17 protein-coding genes and 1 pseudogene are annotated in these 19,531 nt (G+C 63.7%); 9 read left to right on the forward strand and 9 right to left on the reverse strand.

Annotated features, from left to right (window positions below; genetic code table 11):
- Positions 1–50: 50 nt before the first annotated feature.
- The gene (locus ACVWVY_RS27445; RefSeq protein WP_456629299.1) at positions 51–251 is read right to left on the reverse strand and encodes a hypothetical protein; all 201 of its coding nucleotides are present in this window, start codon (positions 249–251) and stop codon (positions 51–53) included.
- A 291-nt stretch (positions 252–542) separates the two neighbouring features.
- Between ACVWVY_RS27445 and ACVWVY_RS27450 the strand changes: the two are divergent.
- From ACVWVY_RS27450 to ACVWVY_RS27460, 3 genes and pseudogenes are all read left to right on the forward strand, one after another.
- Positions 543–770, forward strand: a pseudogene (locus ACVWVY_RS27450) (GMC oxidoreductase); the annotation flags it as partial.
- Between the two features lie 269 nt (positions 771–1,039).
- Complete coding sequence (locus tag ACVWVY_RS27455; RefSeq protein ID WP_456629300.1) at positions 1,040–1,618, forward strand: hypothetical protein; 579 nt, start codon at positions 1,040–1,042, stop codon at positions 1,616–1,618.
- A 184-nt stretch (positions 1,619–1,802) separates the two neighbouring features.
- Positions 1,803–2,042, forward strand: a complete 240-nt coding sequence (locus ACVWVY_RS27460) for a helix-turn-helix domain-containing protein (protein WP_426524978.1) — start codon at positions 1,803–1,805, stop codon at positions 2,040–2,042.
- 263 nt (positions 2,043–2,305) lie between these two features.
- On the opposite strand, the gene ACVWVY_RS27465 is transcribed toward ACVWVY_RS27460, so the two are convergent.
- Together ACVWVY_RS27465 and ACVWVY_RS27470 are read right to left on the reverse strand one after the other, a co-directional pair.
- Positions 2,306–2,980: a hypothetical protein gene (locus ACVWVY_RS27465; protein WP_456629301.1), complete on the reverse strand. Its 675-nt coding sequence runs from the start codon at positions 2,978–2,980 to the stop codon at positions 2,306–2,308.
- A 52-nt stretch (positions 2,981–3,032) separates the two neighbouring features.
- Positions 3,033–3,221, reverse strand: a complete 189-nt coding sequence (locus ACVWVY_RS27470) for a hypothetical protein (RefSeq protein ID WP_456629302.1) — start codon at positions 3,219–3,221, stop codon at positions 3,033–3,035.
- 154 nt (positions 3,222–3,375) lie between these two features.
- Here ACVWVY_RS27470 and ACVWVY_RS27475 point away from each other — a divergent pair, with 154 nt between their 5' ends.
- The 4 genes from ACVWVY_RS27475 (at position 3,376) to ACVWVY_RS27490 (ending at position 7,813) form a co-directional block, all read left to right on the forward strand.
- Complete coding sequence (locus tag ACVWVY_RS27475; RefSeq protein WP_456632496.1) at positions 3,376–3,597, forward strand: hypothetical protein; 222 nt, start codon at positions 3,376–3,378, stop codon at positions 3,595–3,597.
- Positions 3,598–4,065: 468 nt separating this feature from the next.
- Positions 4,066–5,892 carry a glutamine--fructose-6-phosphate transaminase (isomerizing) gene (gene glmS, locus ACVWVY_RS27480; RefSeq protein WP_456629303.1) on the forward strand — a complete coding sequence of 609 codons (1,827 nt, stop codon included), beginning with the start codon at positions 4,066–4,068 and terminating at the stop codon, positions 5,890–5,892.
- 117 nt (positions 5,893–6,009) lie between these two features.
- The gene (locus tag ACVWVY_RS27485; RefSeq protein ID WP_456629304.1) at positions 6,010–6,789 is read left to right on the forward strand and encodes a DUF502 domain-containing protein; all 780 of its coding nucleotides are present in this window, start codon (positions 6,010–6,012) and stop codon (positions 6,787–6,789) included.
- 40 nt (positions 6,790–6,829) lie between these two features.
- Positions 6,830–7,813, forward strand: coding sequence for a dihydrodipicolinate synthase family protein (locus ACVWVY_RS27490; protein WP_456629305.1), 984 nt, complete (start codon positions 6,830–6,832; stop codon positions 7,811–7,813).
- Here ACVWVY_RS27490 and recG read toward each other — a convergent pair.
- The 3 genes from recG to ACVWVY_RS27505 form a co-directional block, all read right to left on the reverse strand.
- Positions 7,765–9,873 carry an ATP-dependent DNA helicase RecG gene (recG, locus tag ACVWVY_RS27495; RefSeq protein ID WP_456629306.1) on the reverse strand — a complete coding sequence of 703 codons (2,109 nt, stop codon included), beginning with the start codon at positions 9,871–9,873 and terminating at the stop codon, positions 7,765–7,767. The genes ACVWVY_RS27490 and recG overlap by 49 nt on opposite strands.
- Before the next feature lie 83 nt (positions 9,874–9,956).
- Positions 9,957–10,580: a peptide chain release factor H gene (prfH, locus tag ACVWVY_RS27500; RefSeq protein WP_456629307.1), complete on the reverse strand. Its 624-nt coding sequence runs from the start codon at positions 10,578–10,580 to the stop codon at positions 9,957–9,959.
- Complete coding sequence (locus ACVWVY_RS27505; RefSeq protein WP_456629308.1) at positions 10,577–11,770, reverse strand: RNA ligase RtcB family protein; 1,194 nt, start codon at positions 11,768–11,770, stop codon at positions 10,577–10,579. Before ACVWVY_RS27505 ends, prfH begins: the two co-directional genes overlap by 4 nt.
- A gap of 412 nt (positions 11,771–12,182) precedes the next feature.
- Between ACVWVY_RS27505 and ACVWVY_RS27510 the strand changes: the two genes are divergently transcribed.
- Positions 12,183–12,473, forward strand: a complete 291-nt coding sequence (locus ACVWVY_RS27510; protein ID WP_456629309.1) for an FAD assembly factor SdhE — start codon at positions 12,183–12,185, stop codon at positions 12,471–12,473.
- A complete protein-coding gene (mfd, locus tag ACVWVY_RS27515) occupies positions 12,470–15,988 on the forward strand; it encodes a transcription-repair coupling factor (RefSeq protein ID WP_456629310.1) in 3,519 nt (1,172 codons plus the stop codon). Before ACVWVY_RS27510 ends, mfd begins: the two co-directional genes overlap by 4 nt.
- Before the next feature lie 127 nt (positions 15,989–16,115).
- Here the strand turns inward: mfd and ACVWVY_RS27520 are convergent, their stop codons facing one another.
- From ACVWVY_RS27520 to ACVWVY_RS27530, 3 genes are all read right to left on the reverse strand, one after another.
- Positions 16,116–16,511: a PRC-barrel domain-containing protein gene (locus tag ACVWVY_RS27520; protein ID WP_456629311.1), complete on the reverse strand. Its 396-nt coding sequence runs from the start codon at positions 16,509–16,511 to the stop codon at positions 16,116–16,118.
- A 76-nt stretch (positions 16,512–16,587) separates the two neighbouring features.
- Positions 16,588–17,874 (reverse strand): GGDEF domain-containing protein, encoded by a 1,287-nt coding sequence (locus tag ACVWVY_RS27525; RefSeq protein ID WP_456629312.1) that lies wholly within the window; start codon positions 17,872–17,874, stop codon positions 16,588–16,590.
- 150 nt (positions 17,875–18,024) lie between these two features.
- The gene (locus tag ACVWVY_RS27530) at positions 18,025–19,530 is read right to left on the reverse strand and encodes an AMP-binding protein (RefSeq protein ID WP_456629313.1); all 1,506 of its coding nucleotides are present in this window, start codon (positions 19,528–19,530) and stop codon (positions 18,025–18,027) included.
- Between the last annotated feature and the right edge of the window lies 1 nt (position 19,531).

Consider the following 19,531-nt stretch of genomic DNA (forward strand, 5'->3'; position numbering starts at 1 on the left):
GACGCGCAATGGAGTTTGGTCTGTCATCGCTTCGTACGAAAGGGGTGGTTTCAGGTCTTTGCGGATCGGCAAGCGCGTTTCGCGGCGATGTCGATCTTCAAATCGGCGGCCATTGCCCGAATCTGTTCGGTCATCCGGATGACAGGTAAGAGTTTGGCGAGCCTGGCGATCAGTTCGAAGTCTTCTGTGTCCAGCAGAAGTGTTTCCAACCGTTCTCTATATTCGTCCATCTTGGTCTGCTGCTCGCGCATACGCCTGCTTGCAGGTGAAGCCGACCAAGACATCTAAATAGAAACGCGAATCGTAACTTGTGATTTCGCGCCAATTGCTTGTGAATGCGTGCCAGCGACAGACTATCGCGGTTAAATTCTGTTCATGCCCGCAGGAGAGCAGCGCGGGATTTTGCGCGGCGGATTTGCGGTGATGATCGGCTAGGATCGCCCGTAAGCTTACGGTGTGCAGTAGACCTTAGTGCGCCTTGTGACAGCAAACCGATTACGGAATTACGGTGACAGCACTGTCACCGTAATTTCGATGCAACAACCACGACCGACATACGCAAGTTCATTCTTCGTGCGGCGGATTCGTTCCATCACCCTGTCGGCAGCTGCCGCATGGGTGCCGTCGTCGACAATGCCTTGCGTGTAAAGGGCGTCTCGAACCTGCGCGTCATCGACGCGTCAGTCTTCCCTGGAATCCCGCAGGCAATGACCAACGCCGCCACAATTGCGCTGGCCGAGAAGGCGAGCGATCTGGTGCTCGCAGGGTAAATGGGTTGCCTGCGGACCCCGGCTCCAGGGGGCGGGATGGCGAGTTGCGGTGCGGTATTGATGGGCACGACCGACGACCCGGTCCCGGGCATGATCCAGATCAATGTTGCCGCTCGACTGCCGCCCAATGAATTCGCGCAGTAAGTTGCTCAACCCGTTTTCCGGGCTGGACGCTTCGCGGCTGGGTCGCTGCGCTGGTGCGTGTGGTGGACCACCACGACCCTAACCCCGCCACCGCTTCCGGTCCGGTGATCTGGAGTGTATCGCCAATGAAGCGCTGTCTCGCTCCTTTCGCAATCGCCACCAGCCTGTTCGTGCCTGTTGCAAACGCCAACGACGCCTTGGAAGCCAAGGTGCGGGCATACGTTCCGGTCGTCTCCCTGGCCAAAGTATGTGACTTCAGGATCAGTGACGACACCTCGGGTGACCATCGCGCCATGCTCGAAGCGGTGAAGTCCGACCCGAACGCCAACAAACTCGCCTACCGCGTGCACTACGAAACGCAGACGGCCTACATCAAGGCCCGCGATGGAGGTCAACGGGTCGCCTTTTGCAGGGACTTCATCGCAGCCAATAGCCAATACGCCAAGGCGCGCTTTACCGCCGTGGTCGAGGACCATATGACCGACGTCAGCAAAAGTGTGCAGAAAGCGATTGCCCACAACGTCTGCGGTGCGCCCCCCGTCAAGCTGTCCAAGGCCGACTGGAAACCGTACGCGCTCATCAAAAAGATGCTTCAGAACGAGCAAAAGCTGGCCAAGGAAAACGCCGAGACGAACGGCTGGAACGTCACAGAGGAAACGACAGCGGTCACGGAACAGTTCTGCGTGGCGGTAAAACCCCGATGAGCAATTTTATGCTGCTGCCTTGTCTTCCTTGTCAGCGCCCCGCATGACGATCTTCAGCGGATCGTCCGGCAACGGTCGCTGCAGCGTTCTTGCCTCATCCCGGGCCCGCGTCTTTGGCGCCGGAAAAGCCTGCCGTCTCTTAACATTTGGTGTAGGCTACAGTTGGACAAAGGGAGGCGCGGCGATGCCTCACGAGAATTACGCTGCCAAGCAGCAACGGATCGGCGAGCGCCTGACCCGTGCGATGGCCAAGGCCCATATGAATCGCAGCGAGCTTGCCGAACTGACAGGCTACAGTGTGGAACAGATTGTGAGCTGGGAGCGCGGGCGCGCGCGGATGTACCCGATCGAGCTGATAAAGCTGTGTCATGCGCTCGACGTGAAGCCGGAGTGGCTGCTGTGCTGGGAGCGCCGCCTCCATTGATCAGCAGGGCCAGCGTTTTCCACCGTTAGCTTCTTGGTTTGTCGTGATTGAATAGCAAGCGTAGCCCGGATGAGCGCAGTGACATCCGGGATTTGTCCCGCTTATCGCGGAGCTCATGCGGGCTACTTGCTCAGCCTCGAAGCGAACCCATCGGGTTTACGCACCGCAGCTGATGGGTATCGCTTCGCTCCACCCATCCTACGCGCTGGCATCTCAGGTCGCGGGCGACGCGAAGCTCATCCTTCAGGGGGCAGTGACGAACGCTATTGCTCTGACGACAGGCGGATCATCTGGCGCCCGTCATTCATCGCCTTGAGACTGTTGACGTAGTTCTCGGGACGCTGCCAGCGATGAGGGACTTTCAATCCCATGAATTCTGCGATGCTGCCGATAAACGAAGTGCAATTGGTTGTTTCGGCGTTCCAGACTGGTGAACTCGCCTGCAGTTTCTTGATGTAGGCGAAAACCCTCTTTGCGTCGGGCTCATTCAAGTAAACGCGGTAACTGGCGGTCAGGTACTGCGGATCAAGATCGCCATAGCTTGCCTTGGTCTCGGACGGCACCCAGGTCAGATGACCAAGTACATAAGGCACGGTGTCTCCCGCAGGGGTGAGGCCCGCGACTTCGACGGCTCGCTCGCTTGTCTTCCCGAACCAGACGAAAGCATGTCCCCAGCTCGCCGCCGTTCTGGCTCTGAAATCGACGTAGTACGGGCCCTTTGCTGATCCCGATCCTGGCTTTCGAGTCGACGCCTCACCGGAGACAAGCGCGCTCGCGTTGGCGGTGCGCTTGTCGACTTCCTGTTTGGGAGAAATGAGACGTTCCAGGCCCGCGAGAATGTCAATCTCGCGTGCCGAAGCAGGATGGATTTCGCACTGGAGCAGGACAGCGAGTCCCGCAAGCAAGCATAGTCCTGATCTCTTCGGCCTGTTTGCCACGGTTCGCCCCTCAACTGTCGAAGATAAAGCTCGGGATCAACGAGGATCCCGGTCAATACCGCGCATAGGGCCGCGCCGCGACGGGCGTCTTGCCGATCGGGGTCTTCCCGATCGGGGTCTTGCCAATCGGCATCTTGCCGAACTGGGCCTGCTGATAGACGGGCTGTGGGCGCGGGATATCGGCAGCTCCAGCCGCAGTCACCATGGCAAGCGTCGCACCCGTTACAATCACGATCTTCATCACAGTACGTTTTCCTCTACGTTAGAGAATGCAAGGCAATCAGCCGCGCCCCTCTCAGCCACGCCATGAGCATGAATGTCCGAATACGCCTACAGTGCGGCGGATCGGTCACGTTCGAGCGATGTGCGGCAGATATGAGACAGTCGGAACTTGAATGCGCGCTGTGAGTCAAAAGCGGACCTTGGCCGCGAAGCTCGGCAACTTCGTCGAGACCAAGGCCGCGACGTTAGAGGCGGGCGCCAAGGTCAACCATCTCCCCTATGTCGGCGACATCCACGTTGGCGCCAACGCCCACCTCGGCGCCGGCACCATATGGGAGTGGCGGGTGAGGGCGCTGCGTACGGCGAAGTCGTGTGGTTCTGGCATCCGTTGCTGATGTCAAGCCAGCGGAGACGCGTCGGCCCGACCGGGCTTTAGACAAATCTCAATCCGCTGGCGACGGTGGCAAGAAGGAATTCGTCGCCGGGAAGAGCGCGAAATAAGCCGTAAAGCCATTGCGCAGGGAATGCCGGATTGCCTCCGCTGAACCTGTATGCGCGTGTGCGTTTTCTTCCACCCACTGCATGCGAGACCGCGGGTGCAGCGCGCATCCGGCATTCCTTGCTCCCTCTCTTTCGGGGGAACCAAGGCCAAAGCTCGGGCAGGTCATGCCGCGAGATCGCGGGCCCGTATTCGACAGGCCGCGCTGACGTGACAGGTTAATACCCGGTTTGGCTACCCATTAAGCTTTCCGCTCAGGACTGTCTCAATTCGCAATAATTATTGAGTATCTGTAAGATTGCGAACTTCGTTAAGAGACTATTGGGTTGCGACGCTATTCGTCGATTTGGGGATATTGAACCGCATGTGCGGCATTGTCGGCATTCTTGGGAAAGCTCCGGTCGCGGAGCTGTTGGTGGATTCACTCAAGCGGCTTGAATATCGTGGCTATGATTCCGCCGGCGTCGCCACGCTGGAGGGCGGTCATCTCGATCGCCGCCGTGCCGAAGGCAAGCTGAAGAACCTCGAAAAGCGGCTGGATGCCGAACCGCTCAAGGGCCACACCGGGATCGGGCACACCCGCTGGGCAACCCACGGTAGGCCTACCGAGAACAACGCGCATCCGCATGCGACCGAGCGCGTCGCCGTGGTTCACAACGGCATCATCGAGAATTTCCGCGAGCTGCGCGAAGCGCTCGAGAAGAAGGGGACGGTCTTCAAGACCGAAACCGATACCGAGATCGTTCTGCACCTGGTCGACAACCTGCTTCAGCAGGGCATCAAGCCGGTCGAGGCGGTGAGGGCGGCGCTGTCGGAACTGCGCGGCGCGTTCGCGCTCGGCTTCATCTTCGCCGGCGACGACGATCTGCTGATCGGCGCCCGCAACGGCCCGCCGCTGGCGATAGGCCATGGCGACGGCGAAATGTATCTGGGTTCGGATGCGATTGCGCTTGGGCCGTTCACCGATACGATCAGCTATCTCGAAGACGGCGACTGGGTGGTGCTGACGCGCAAGGGCGCGATCATCTACGACAAGAACCACGCGATCGTGCACCGCGACGCGGTCAAGCACTCGGCTTCGACCTCGCTGGTCGACAAGGCGAACTACCGCCACTTCATGGCCAAGGAAATCCACGAGCAGCCGGAAGTGGTCGGCCACACCCTTGCCAGATACGTCGACATGGCGAGCGAGCGCGTCATGCTGCCGGTCAAGCTGCCGTTCGACTTCAAGGACATCCAGCGCATTTCGATCACGGCCTGCGGCACCGCGAGCTATGCCGGCTACGTCGCCAAATACTGGTTCGAGCGGTTCGCGCGCGTGCCGGTTGAAGTCGATGTCGCCTCGGAATTCCGTTACCGCGAGGCGCCGTTGCGCAAGGGCGATCTTGCGATCTTCATTTCGCAGTCCGGCGAGACCGCCGACACGCTGGCCGCGCTGCGCTACGCCAAGGGCGAGGGCGTCCACACCGTATCTGTCGTGAACGTGCCGACCTCGACGATTGCGCGCGAAAGCGAAACCGTGCTGCAGACGCTGGCCGGCCCCGAAATCGGCGTCGCCTCGACCAAGGCGTTTACCTGCCAGTTGATGGTGCTGGCCTCGCTCGCGGTCGCCGCCGGCAAGGCGCGCGGTGAATTGTCGGAGGAGGACGAAGTAAAACTCGTCCACGGCCTCGTCGAGATTCCGCGCCTGATGACGGCGGCGCTGACGATCGAGCCGCAAATTGAAAAGCTGGCGCGCGACATCTCGAAATCAAAGGACGTGCTCTATCTCGGCCGTGGCACCAGCTATCCCTTGGCGCTGGAAGGCGCGCTGAAGCTGAAGGAGATTTCCTACATTCACGCCGAGGGCTATGCCGCCGGCGAGCTCAAGCACGGGCCGATCGCGCTGATCGACGAAAACATGCCGGTGGTGGTGATCGCGCCGCACGACCGGGTGTTCGAGAAGACCGTCTCCAACATGCAGGAAGTCGCGGCCCGGGGCGGCAACATCATCCTGATGACCGACGCCAAGGGGGCGGCGGAAGCCACCATCGAATCCCTGGTCACCATCGTTCTGCCCGACATGGCGGCGGCGTTCGCCCCGATGGTCTATGCCATCCCGGTGCAATTGCTGGCCTATCATACCGCCGTGGTGATGGGCACCGACGTGGATCAGCCGCGAAATCTCGCTAAATCGGTCACGGTGGAATAGTCAAGCCACTCGGCTGTCACGCTGGCTCTTCAAAAACCTGCTAGGATGGCTTAGCTGGCATGGGCGCGTCCGATCGCGCCCAAATGTCAAGTCCGGCTGCCCTGACCTGGAACCCTGATGAACCGCGAAGAACTGCCCCCGATTGCGCCCCCGGACGAACCCCCGCCGGAACACCCTCGCGGGCTAATGGCCCGTTTCCGGAACTATTTTCTGACCGGACTGATTGTCGCAGGGCCGGTTGCGATCACGCTGTATTTGACCTGGTGGTTCGTGAACTGGGTGGACAGCATCGTCCGTCCGTTCGTGCCGATGGCCTACCGGCCGGAAACCTACCTGCCGTTCGGGCTGCCCGGCTCGGGCCTGATCGTCGCCGTGATCGCGCTGACGCTGCTCGGTTTCCTCGCCGCCAACCTGATCGGGCGGACGCTGGTCGATCTTGGCGAACGCCTGCTCGGCCGCATGCCGGTGGTGCGCGCGATCTATCGCGGCCTGAAACAGGTGTTCGAGACGCTGTTCTCGGGCAAGGGGTCGAGCTTCCGCCGGGTCGGCCTGGTCGAATTTCCCTCGCCGGGCATGTGGTCGATCGTTTTGATCTCGCAGTCGCCGAGCGTCGACGTTGCGAACAAATTGCCCGGCCAGGAGGAGCACATCTCCGTTTTCCTGCCCTGCGCGCCGAACCCGACCACGGGGTTCTTCTTCTACGTCCCAAAGAGCAAAATCATCGAAGTCGATATGAGCACCGAAGACGCCGCGACCCTGATCATGTCGGCCGGCGTGGTGCAGCCCGGCTCCGACCCGCAGAAACGCAATGCCGCCGCGCTGGCCGGCATGGCGAACGCGGCGCGCGTGGCCAATTCGGCAGCCGCGCTGCAGCCCGTGAAGGTGAAGGCGGAGTAGGGGACGCGCGACGCTCCACCGCCGTCAGACAGGCTGAAGCATGACCAACAAGATCGAAGGCATCATTCCCGTGATGATCACGCCGTTCACCGCGAACGGCGGAATCGACTATCCCGGCCTCGGCCGGCTGGTGGAATGGTACATCGATCACGGTTCGGATGCGCTGTTTGCTGTCTGCCAGTCCAGCGAGATGCAGTATCTCAGCTTGGATGAACGCGTAGAGCTCGCCGCCTTCGTCAGCAAAGCCGCCGCCGGCCGCGTCCCGGTGATCGCTTCCGGCCACATCAGCGAAAGCCTGGACGACCAGCTTGCCGAACTGACCGCGATTGCCGCGACCGGGGTCGACGGCATGGTGCTCGTCACCAACCGTCTCGACGCCAGGCGGGAAGGCGGAGCCAAGTTCATCGACGATCTAAGCTGGCTGCTCGAGCGGCTGCCGAAGCAAATGCCGCTCGGTCTCTACGAATGCCCGGCGCCCTATCGCCGTCTGCTCACCGACGATGAACTGACCTTCTGCGCCAAGAGCGGTCGCTTCGTCATCCTCAAGGACGTTTCCTGCGACCTCGAAACGGTCAAACGTCGCGTGGCGCTGACCAGGGGCACGCCGCTTGCCATGGTCAACGCCAATGCGGCGATTGCCTACGATGCGATGAAGGCCGGTTCACGCGGTTTTACCGGCGTGTTCACGAACTTTCATCCCGATCTCTACAAGTGGCTGATGACCGAGCATGCCGGCGATCCAGCGCTGGCGGACGAACTCTCCGTTTACCTCGCGCTGTCGGCGATGGCCGAACCGATGGGCTATCCGAAGCTCGCAAAGCTCTACCACCAGCGTCTGGGCACGTTCGCTTGCACCGACAGCCGGGCCGTCACCTTCGATATCCACGAAAAATTCTGGGCACTGGAGGCGCTGATCGACAAGATCGTCGCGGGCACCGGGCACTACCGGCGCCGCATCGCCGAGGCTGGCGCACGTTATCCGGCACCGATCAGCGGCACGGCTTCATCGCGCTCATACAGATAGAGCAGGCAGCGCAGCGCCTCGCCGCGCTCGCCCTTGAGTTTCGGATTGTCCTTCATGATGCGCAACGCCTCATCGCGGGCCTGCGTGATCAGCTGGGCGTGCACGTCGGAGCGGGCGATGCGATAGCCGGGCAGGCCACTCTGGCGGATGCCGAGCACGTCGCCTTCGCCGCGCAGCTTCAGGTCCTCCTCGGCGATCCGAAAACCGTCGGTGGTTTCGCGTATCACCTTCAGCCGCGCCTTCGACATTTCGCCGAGCGGCTCCTTGTAGAGCAAGAGGCAGGTCGACGCCTCCGAACCGCGCCCGATCCGGCCGCGCAACTGGTGCAATTGCGCGAGCCCGAAGCGTTCGGCGTTCTCGATCACCATGATGGTCGCGGCGGGAACGTCGACGCCGACCTCGACCACCGTGGTCGCGACCAGGAGGCCAATCTCGTGGGCGGCGAATTGCGCCATCACGCGGTCCTTCTCCGTGCCCTTCATCTGCCCGTGGACGAGACCGACCTTGTCGCCGAAGCGTTGCCGCAGCTTTTCAAACCGCTCGGTCGCGTTGGTGAGGTGCTCGGTACCTTCGGCTTCCGATTCCTCCACCAGCGGGCAGATCCAGTAGACCAGCTTGCCGGCCTGCAGCGCGCGGCCGACGCCGTCGGTGACCTCGTCGAGGCGGCTCATCGATATGGTGCGGGTTTCGATCGGCTGGCGGCCGGCCGGCTTCTCGCGCAGCTCGGAGACATCCATGTCGCCAAAATATGTGAGCACCAGCGTGCGCGGGATCGGCGTCGCGCTCAACACCAGCACATCGACCGCTTCACCCTTATTCGTCAGTGCCAGCCGTTCGCGCACACCGAAGCGGTGCTGCTCGTCGACCACGGCGAGCGCCAGCGCCTTGAAGACCACGTCGTCCTGGATCAGCGCATGGGTGCCGACCAGGAAATCGATCTCGCCCGCTTCCAGCCGTGCCAGAATTTCCCGACGCTCCTTGCCCTTCTCGCGGCCAGTCAGGATCGCCACGCGCAGGCCGGCGCGTTCGGCCAGCGGCGCGATGGTCTTGATATGCTGGCGGGCGAGGATTTCGGTCGGCGCCATCAGCGCGGCCTGCTTGCCGGCCTCGACGACCGCAGCGGCGGCGAGCAGCGCCACGACCGTCTTGCCGGAGCCGACGTCGCCCTGCAGCAGCCGCAGCATCCGCACCGGCTGGCGCAGATCCTCGGCGATGGCGGCAGCCGCCTCGCGCTGTGAGGATGTGAGCGCGTAAGGAAGGGCATCGATGATCTTGTGGCGCAGGTGACCGTCGCCGGCGTTGCGGTCGCCGGCCGGGCGCCGCAACTGCGCACGCACCAGCGCCAGCGCCAGTTGACCAGCCAAAAGTTCGTCGAAGGCGAGCCGCGACCAGAACGGGCCATCGGGCAAAATGTCGGTGAGTTCGAGCGGCACATGCACGCGGTTAAGCGCCTCGCTGATCGGCGGAAAGCTGCAGCGGCGGATGACTTCCGGGCTGATCCACTCGGGCAGATCAGGCAGTTTCTGCAGCGCCTGCGCGATCGCGCGGCGCAGCGAACCGAGCGCCAGGCCTTCGGTGAGCGGATAGACCGGATCGATGCCGCTGAGTTTTGCAAATCCGGCCTCGTCCACGACGCGGTCGGGATGCACGATCTGCGGGATGCCGTCGTACATCTGCAGCGTCCCCGAAACGTAGCGCTTCTCGCCGACCGGCAGCAGCTTTTCGACATAGCCGGGCTTGGCGCGGAAGAATGTCAGCACCACGTCGCCGGTATCGTCCGAGGCATAGACCAGGTAGGGAGCGCGGGAATTGCGCGGCGGCGGCGGCCGGTGACGATCCACGGTGACCTCCAGCGTCACCATAGTTCCCTGCACCGCCTCGCGAATCTTCGGCTGCGCTCGGCGGTCAATCACGCTGGCCGGCAGGTGCAGCAGCAAATCGACCAGCCGCGGCGTCTCATCGCGGCTGAGCAGATAGCGCAGCAGCTTGTCCTGCTTCGGCCCGACGCCGGGAAGGCTCGTGACCAGCGCAAACAAAGGATTGAGCAAGGTGGGGCGCATTGAGGAAACCTAAGACCGTTTGGTGCCGTCATGCGCGGGTTTGGACGAGACGTCCACGGCTTTTTTCGAGCCGGGTTCAACGATTATGACGCGCGGAAGCGGGGGCCCTTGAACCGCTTCACCGGCCGCCCGCGCTCGAGGCGATCATGCGCCGCATGCGCATCGTTCTGCGCGGTGATCGCTTGCAACTCGCCCTGCAACTTGAGCAGCGCTGCCATTCGCTCCAATGCCAGCGCCTTGTTTCGGTGCTGCGAGCGCTCCTCCCGCGCCACGACGGAAAGGCCGCTCGCGATGTGGGTTGCGCGGACGGCGCTCTCGGTCTTGTTCTGATGCTGGCCGCCGGGGCCGCCGGCGCGGAAGGCTTCAAAGCGAACATCCTGGAGCGCGAGCGCCTTCGGTGCATCCGGCAGCGCCGGAAGCTCGAACACGCCGATGAACCAGTTCTTCCGCTTGTGATGCGGCCGGAGCGGGCTTTGCGCCACCCACTGGATTGCGCCGACCCACGGCCGCGCGAACGCCGACGCGGCATCACCATGGATGACCACGATGGCCGAGGCCGGGCCATGCCCGTCCGTATTCGGGCCTTCCAGGCAGTCGGTCTCGAGTCCGATCGAAGCAGCTTCTGCAGCAAGCGCTGCAACAGCCTTGCGGACCGCGATCCGGCATTCCGCCGGACCGCGTCCGCTGGTGAAGAGAAGTCGGATCATCGGCGATCCTCCTTCCAGGATTTCTCCCGTTTCGCTCCGCCGGCTGCGGCATTCGACTGCGCCTTCTTGAAGGTCACCAGCGGTCGGAACGTCGCCACGACGCGCGCCAGGCCGAACTCCACCAGATCGGCGATGACGCGTTCGATGTTCTTGTAGGCCTCCGGCGCCTCCTCCGCGAGCAGGCCGCGATCCCCGCAGACGACGATGCCGCCATAGGGATTGCGTTCCAGCCGCGCCACGTCGGATTTCTTGACCCGAACGCGGCCGTGCATGGAGCCGCGATCGTACTTGCGGCCCGCGCCATGTGCGAGTGAGGCGAGGGCCTCGGTTCGCATCGCCGCCAGCGGCTGCACCAGATACGACAGTGTCCCGCGCGATCCCGGCACGGGCACCAGCCCGCGATCGGAAGCTGCCGCTCCCTTCCGGTGCAGCGCCATGACGTTGCCGTCTTGGCTGCGCGCACGCTCGACCATGTTGTGTGGCAGATCGTTGATGGGACGCAGATCCGCACGCGCGGCCGCTGCAGCCCGTTCCGCGATGATGCGGCGATTGAGCCTTGCCCACCGCACCGCGTGGTCATGTGCGTCCAAGTACGCGCGGCCTTCGTCGCTGGCAGGATCAAGCGCCGTCTGCCCATTCAGGAGGACGCGCTCCAGGATCGAGTAACCGAGGCCTCGCGAACCCGAATGGACCAGGACATAGGCATGGTCACGGTCGAGCCCCGCTTGCGCGGCGATGTCAGGCGCAAGGATTTCCTCGATGGCCTGGAATTCGCAGAAATGGTTGCCGCCGCCGATGCTGCCGAGCGAGGCAGCAAAGGCGGTGGCGGAAAGACCTGCGTCAGCCAGGACGCTATCCGTGTCGCCATCCCACGGCTGATCGAGCGCGTGCAAACGCTCGGCCAGCTGGTCGAGCCGCAGCTTGCGCGCAGCGATATCGAGCTCGAACAGGCCCATGCCGCAACCGATGTCGGAGCCGACCAGTTGCGGGTGAATGCGATCAGCCAGAACGGCGCAGCCGACCGGACCATATTTGCCGGGATGGAGATCCGGCATGGCCGCGACCGCCCGGACGCCGCGCAATGCGGCGACCTGTTGGAGTTGAAGCGTGGCGTTACCCTCGATCCAGGATTTGGACGAGGCGAAGACGTGGATCGGCGCGCAGCCGTCCACCTTTGGGGAAGTGCCCATTGAGGTGCTTTCAGGAGATTGAGAATCGTCGGCGCGCGCAGATATCGCTGACTTAAGCGCGCGAGCTCCCAAGCGGCGCGGCTAACGCACGCGCCCTTAGGCGATGCCCTCGACGGGGCGGCGAGACAGTGTCATCGAGCCTTCTCCGTGATGATCGTGCCAAAATCGGCCGCCGATCGCGGCAGACACATAGCGGCGAAATGGAAAAGCTGCAAGTCCCCCACGGGCGAGGGGCGCGAGCAACGTAGGAATCCACGCGGGAGTTGCGCGCGCAACGGGCTGCTGTGCGAGCAGCACACGCCACTTTCACATGGGCCTGTGGGTGAAACGCTACTGACATTCCCCGGTGCGAGGGCTATATCAACCCCGCCCGGCATGTCCGGGCTTTTGGCGTTCGAAACGGAATGGGACAATGACGGGTACGACAAGATCAAGCAGCGGCCTCGACGACCGCCGCAAGCGGCTTTTGTTCCGTTGCTGGCATCGCGGTACCCGCGAGATGGATCTCATCCTCGGCCGCTTTGCGGATGCCGAGATTTCGGGCATGGGCGATGACGAACTGGCCGAACTCGAGCGCCTGATCGAGGTGCCCGATCCCGATCTCTATGCCGCGCTGATTGGGGACACGCCGCTCGATCCGGAATATGCGACCGCGCTGTTCGACCGCATCAAGGCGTTTCGCGCCGTGGATCACGACGCATGAAGTCGCCTGTCAAATCGCCTGCCGCGCTGCTGGCCCCCGGCCGTGCGCTGACCTTTGCCAACGTTGCCGAAGGCGCCGAGGGGCTCGTCATCTCGGACCTCGCCCGCGCGGTGGCGGCACGGCCAAAACCGCCGGCGGTGAGCCTTGCGGTCGTTTGCCGCGACGGTCCGCGCATGCAGCAGCTCGCGCGGGCGCTGGAATTCTTCGCGCCTGACTTGCCCGTGATGCAGTTTCCGGCCTGGGACTGCCAGCCCTATGACAGGGTATCGCCGCACGGCGGCATTCTGGCGCAGCGGCTGACCACGCTGGCGCGGCTGTCGCGCCTGCAGGGCAGCGACAAACCGCTGATCGTGCTCACCACCGTCAATGCCATCGTGCAGCGCGTGCCGGCGCGCGAAATGGTGGCAGCGCAGGCGCTGTCGGTGGCGCCCGGCCATGTCGTGCCGATGGACTCGATCGTGGCCTGGCTGGAGCACAATGGCTACAACCGCTCCTCGACTGTGCGCGAGCCCGGCGAATACGCCGTGCGCGGCGGTATCCTCGATTTGTTTCCGGCCGGGCTCGACCAACCCGTACGGTTCGACTTCTTCGGCGACTCTCTCGAATCGATCCGCACCTTCGACGCGGAAACCCAGCGCACGCTGCTCGACATGCGCGCGCTCGATCTGGTTCCGGTCTCGGAATTCCAGCTCGTCACCGAAACCATCCGCCGCTTTCGCATGGGCTATGTGGCGACCTTCGGTGCACCGCAGCGCGACGATCTGCTCTATGAAGCGGTCAGCGAGGGGCGCCGCCATCCCGGCATGGAGCATTGGCTGCCGCTGTTCCAGGAACGGATGGATACGCTGTTCGACTATCTCGACGGCGCGCCGGTCGCGATCGAGCCCCAGAGCGAGGACGCCGCCCGCGAGCGCTTCAAGCAGATCGCGGACTATTACGAGGCGAGGCGCGAGGCGCTGGAACATCCAGGCGGTGGCGCGATCTACAAGCCGTTGCCGCCGGATCGGCTCTATCTGACGGAAGCTGAGTGGACCGAGCGTCTGAATGAGGCGGCACTGGCGCGGCTCACGCCATTTGCGGTGCCTGAGGGCAGCGCCGATGTGTTCGACGCCGGCGCGCGGCAGGGCCGCAACTTTACGCCCGAGCGCGCCGATGGTTCGGTCAACGTGTTCGAAGCCGTGGTGGCGCACGTGCTGGCGTTGCAGGCGCAACGCAAGAAGGTGGTGATCACGCTGTGGAGTGAAGGCTCCAGGGACCGCATGGGCAGCATGCTGCGCGATCACAAGCTTGCCAACCTCACCAGCGTCAACGCCTGGCGTACGGTGCAGGCGACGCCGCGCAACGAGGCCATGCTGGCGGTTGTCGGCATGGAGAGCGGTTTCGAGACCGACGAATTCGCCGTCATCAGCGAGCAGGACATCCTCGGCGACCGCCTGGTGCGGCCGCGCAAGTCGAGCCGCAAGCTCGATAACTTCATCTCCGAAGTCACGAGCCTTTCGACCGGCGATCTCGTTGTCCACGTCGAGCACGGCATCGGACGCTTTGTCGGGCTGCAGACGATCGAGGTGGGCGGGGCGCCGCATGACTGCCTCGAACTGCACTATGCCGCCGAAACAAAGCTGTTCCTCCCCGTTGAAAACATCGAACTGCTGTCACGCTACGGCTCCGACCACGCCAATGTCGAACTCGACAGGCTGGGTGGCGGCGGTTGGCAGGCGCGCAAGGCAAAGCTCAAGAACCGCATCCGCGAGATCGCCGGCGAGTTGATCAAGATCGCGGCCGAGCGGCATTTGCACGAAGCGCCGAAAATGCCGGTGCAGCCGCATGTCTATGACGAGTTCTGCGCGCGCTTCCCCTATGAGGAGACCGAAGATCAGTTAGGGGCCATCACGTCCACGCTGAAGGATCTCGAAAGCGGCCGCCCGATGGACCGCCTGATCTGCGGCGACGTCGGCTTCGGCAAGACCGAGGTGGCGCTGCGCGCAGCATTTGCGGTCGCGCTAGAGGGCAAGCAGGTCGCCGTCGTGGTCCCGACCACGCTCTTGGCCCGGCAACACAGCAAGAATTTTGCCGAACGCTTTCGCGGCTTTCCCGTCAACGTCGCGCAGGCATCGCGGCTGATCCCGGCAAAAGAACTGACGCAGGTCAAGAAGGGGTTGACCGACGGCAATGTCGACATCGTGGTCGGCACCCATGCGCTGCTCGGCAAGGCGATCAAGTTCAGGGATTTGGGTCTGCTGATCGTCGACGAGGAACAGCACTTTGGCGTCAGCCACAAGGAGCGGCTGAAGCAACTGCGTGCCCAGGTGCATGTGCTGACGCTGAGCGCCACGCCGATCCCGCGTACGCTGCAGTTGGCGCTGACCGGCGTGCGCGATCTCTCGATCATCGCCTCGCCTCCGGTGGACCGACTGGCGGTGCGGACTTTCGTGGCGCCGCACGATCCCCTGATGATCCGCGAGGCGCTGCTGCGCGAACGCTACCGCGGCGGGCAGGCGTTCTACGTCGTGCCGCGGATCGAGGACCTCGCCAGCGTCAAGGATTTCCTCGACAAGAACGTGCCGGAGATGAAGGTCGCGGTCGCCCACGGCCAGATGCCGCCGACCGTGATCGAAGACATCATGTCGGCGTTCTACGACGGCAAATACGATGTCCTGCTTTCGACCACGATCATCGAGTCCGGGCTCGATATCCCGACCGCCAACACGCTGATCGTGCACCGCGCCGATATGTTCGGACTGGCGCAGCTCTATCAGCTGCGCGGCCGGGTGGGGCGCTCGAAGCTGCGGGCCTATGCTCTGTTCACGCTGCCGGCGCAGCAGAAGATCACCGGACAGGCCGAGCGGCGGCTGAAGGTGCTGCAGTCGCTGGAAACGCTGGGCGCGGGCTTCCAGCTCGCCTCGCACGACCTTGATATCAGAGGCGCCGGAAATTTGCTCGGCGAGGAGCAGTCCGGCCACATCAAGGAAGTCGGCTTCGAGCTCTATCAATCGATGCTGGAGGAGGCGATCCTCAACCTCAAGGCCGGCGTAGCGGAGCCTGCCGCCGATCGCTGGTCGCCGCAGATCACCATCGGCATGCCGGTGCTGATCCCCGAGGATTACGTCAACGATCTCGCGGTGCGGCTGTCGCTGTACCGGCGGCTCGCCGATCTCGAGACCGACGAGGAGATCGACAATTTCGCCGCCGAGATGCGCGATCGCTTCGGTGTACTGCCGGACGAAGTCCGCTATCTCTTCAAGGTCGCGGCCATCAAGGCTTATTGCCGCAGAGCCAACGTCGAGAAGGTCGATGCCGGACCGAAGGGCGCGGTCATCACCTTCCGCGAGAACAAGTTCGCGCAGCCGGACCGGCTGGTGTTCTTTATCCGCCAGCACGGCCAGGCCGCCAAGGTGCGACCCGACATGAAGGTAGTGTTCCTCCAGGTATGGAAGACGCCGGAGGAGCGGTTGATGGGCACGACCGAGATCCTGCGGCAACTCGCCAATCTCGCCGAGAGCAAGAAGGCGGCGTAGCTCGTCGCATCATCGCGAGGAGCTTCGTAGGGTGGGCAAAGCGCAAGCGTGCCCACCATTCAGAAGAAAGGTGGGCACGGCGCTTGCGCGCCTTTGCCCACCCTACGAGGTCAGTGATTGCGTCTACTTACTTCGGATACTTGAATTCCGGCGCGGCCTTCAGCGCCTCCTTGGTGGTGTTCATCGTCGCCACCCATTTGTCGTTCTTGGTATCGCGCTTCACGCTGACGGAAGACGGCGACACCGCAACATAGTGCTCGCCCATGCCGAGGAAGCCGCCGACCGACAGGATCAGCGCGTCGACCTGGCTGCCCTTGATGGCAATGTCGGTGATTTCGCCGACCGACTCTTCCTTCTGGTTATAGACATTGAGCCCCTTCAGCTTCGAAGAGAACATCTCGTCCTTCGACACCGTCGAGAATTTCGCTTCCGCCGGCGCCGCGCCGACGGTCTTGGCGTCCTCGGCGAAAACCGGACTTGCAAGCATGGCCAGCGAAGCGGTGATCAGTGCAATTTTCTTCATATTGTCCTCCAGTGCAGAATTGATGATCTACAATGCAGGACGATAACGGTTGTTCCCGTCGGATCGCCCGGAACAATTACGACGCCGCGCGATGCGCCTCTTCCTGGAGTCGCGACCGCAGTGATTTTGCGGAATCGTTCGGCAGCAGCGTTGCCACGGTAACAGCCGGCTCCGATCGTGCGTCGCGTTGGCCGTGGCTGGTATGGCGCATCACGCTCGACAGCCGGCGCGCGATGGTGTGCGCCGTCTTCAAGTCGGTTTCGGCAAAGACCACGACAACCGAGCCACCTTCGAGGGCGGCGCCGAAATCCATTTGCCGCATCAGGCGGCTGATGATCCGCGCCCCGTCGAATTGCGCGCGGGGATGTTCGGGATCGAACGCAAAGCGCGCGACCGACAATCCGCCGCCGCGTTGCTGCGTCTGGTAGATGGCGCTGGCAAAGTCGCGCTCGAAGGCTTCCCGGGTGAGCAGGCCGGTCCGCGCGTCGATCAGGCCATCGGCGTCGATGGCCTTCAGCGTGCGGCTGAGATGCGCTTCGAAGGCATGCTGGCGGATCAGCGGCAGCACCGTCGCGACCACCTGGGTGATATCGTCGGAGACGACCTCGAGGTTCGGCAGATCGTAGCTAGGTGCCAGATCGACTGCCGTCACGACGACGGGAAGGTTGCGGAAACGGGCGTCCTCCGTCAGCACGGTGAGGAAGGCGTCGATGACGCGCGGGCTAAAACCTTCGCCGAGCACGATGCCGTCGATGTCTCTGACGTTCAGATGCTTCGCCGCCGCCTCGATCGAGAGCGCGCCCACCACGCCGGTGCGCTCGCCAAGCTCGACCGACAACGTCGGATAGGCGCCGCCGCGGCCGATCAGCAGCACGGTGGCGTCGCGCGCCGGATCGATATGCGACAGCGCCATCGGCGTTGCCGGCACCAGCCGGCGCATCACGGTCGCATGCAACGACCGCACGCGCAGCGCGGCACGCAGGCGGGCCACCAGACGGTCGGAGCCGCCTTGGGCTTGCAAGGTTTGGGCTTGCAAGGTTTGGGTCTGCAAGGTGTCGGCTTGCGGGATTTGGCTCTGAAAGAAGGGAATGACGTTGTCTGGATGCGGGACCTGCGGGTCGACCGCGATCAGCGGCAGATAAGGCTGGCGTGCCGCAACCCGCGCTGCGAGCTCGGCCAGCCCGGCTGCATCGATGTCGGAGGTTGCAGCCAGCACGGCGGCCGGTTGCACCTGTTCGACGGCGCGCACCGCGTCCGCCCACTCGGTCTCGACCACCGGAAACAGCCTGCCGACGTCGAGCGTGGCGGCAAAGGACGGCCGTCTCGCGGTCGACACGACGAGGATCGGACCTTGCTGGGACATGTTGAGAACTCGGATCAGGCGCGCAACTTTTGTTTTGACGCGTTTTCTTCACGCGAAGCGGTATCCACTTCGCTCGAAAACGCTATCGGAACCAGCGAGTCTAGTTTGCGCCGCTTAATGCGGCGTCAACGCCGCTCCTGCCGGAGGCTCTCAGACCGCGCCGGACCGATCGCGGAATGCTTCCACCATCAATGGGTTAAGACCGAGTTCTGTCAGCGCGTCCCGGGCGCGCGCATTGTCGAGCGCGCGGCCGGCGATGCGGTGGCCGCTGAGGCGGTCGGGCAATGCGGTCAATAGCGCGCCCTGACCGAGCCGCCGTGCCCACTCCTGCAGGTCCTGCGCCAGGAACCGGTAGCCGCCGACGGCCATGACGCCGGACGGCGGCGCGGTGATGTTGATCGCGCCGGTGACGCGGTCGAGCCGTGCCGCGTAATCCGTGTCGACGTAGTCGCGCGGCGGTGAGGCGATCAGGGAGTCGCTCGTCGGCGGAGGCGGTGCGTAGGCCGCGACCGGCACCATCGGCCCGCGCAATCCCAACGTGCCGCGCGGCGTCAGCAGGATCTCGCCCGCGATCGACGATCCCGGCAACTCGCGGGGCGCGCCGTGGGGGCCGGGCTTGATCAGGGCCGGCGAGCCGTCCTCCGCGATCCGGCGCGCGCCGAACAATCCGGCCTCGCCGAACAGATAGACATCCGTCAGCTTCGCCTGTTGCGAGGTCCAGCACGCGCTGGAGCCGACCTGTTCCGGCGTGCGCCACAGGCCGACGACGTTGCGCAGGCTTGGCATCCGCGCCGCAAGGTCCATCTCGTCCAGCCGCAGCGCCAGTTGAGCCGGTGCAATCAGCGTATCGCAGGCCTGCTCGTTGACCTGTTGTTCCAGCGCCTCTTCGTCGAACGGATGGTGCAGCACCAGCGTTCCACCCGACAGCAGCCATACCGCCAGCGACGAGGCGAGGCCCGCAAACGACATCGGCGAGAAGGCCGACAGAACGGTTGCGCCTTGCGGCACGTCGCTTTCGAGCGACATTGCAAGGCCGCCGGCAATCAGGCCGAGATGGGCGCGCGGGACCGGCCGGAAGCCGTCCGAGGTGACGTCGAAGGAAATCAGCGCCGCCTTGCGGCCGTCCTGAATCACGGCGCGCGTGGTCAGGGATTCCCGGAAGATTGCGTTGTCGAGCGAGGCCATGCCTTCGGGCAGGTCGCTGCCGAAACCGCAGACATGGCGGATCGAGAACGCTTCGGCGGCGGCGTTCATGGCGATATCGGAATAGATCACGCCGTCGACCTTGCCGGAGGTCACGATCCCCCGCGCGGCGGTGCGGTTGAGCGCCATGGTCAATTCCGACTGCCGCCAGAGCAGCGGCAGCACCGCGACGACGAGGCCGGCGCGGAAGGCGGCGAGCACGGTCAGCGCGAATTCGATGGTGTTGGGCAGCTGAACCGCGATCACGGAATTGGACGGCAGGCCGGATTCGATGAAATGCGCTGATAGCGCCGAGATCATGCGGTCGGCCTGCGCGAAAGTGAGACGCTTCGGCGGCTGCCCCGTGATGCGCTGCTTGTTCAGCGGATCGACCAGCGCGAGCGCATCCGGCTGCCGGGCCAGGTTTCGTTTGAACAAGGTATCGAGCGTGGGCGAGGCGGTGGGCTGGGTCACG

The sequence above is a fragment of the Bradyrhizobium sp. URHC0002 genome (genome assembly GCF_054059515.1).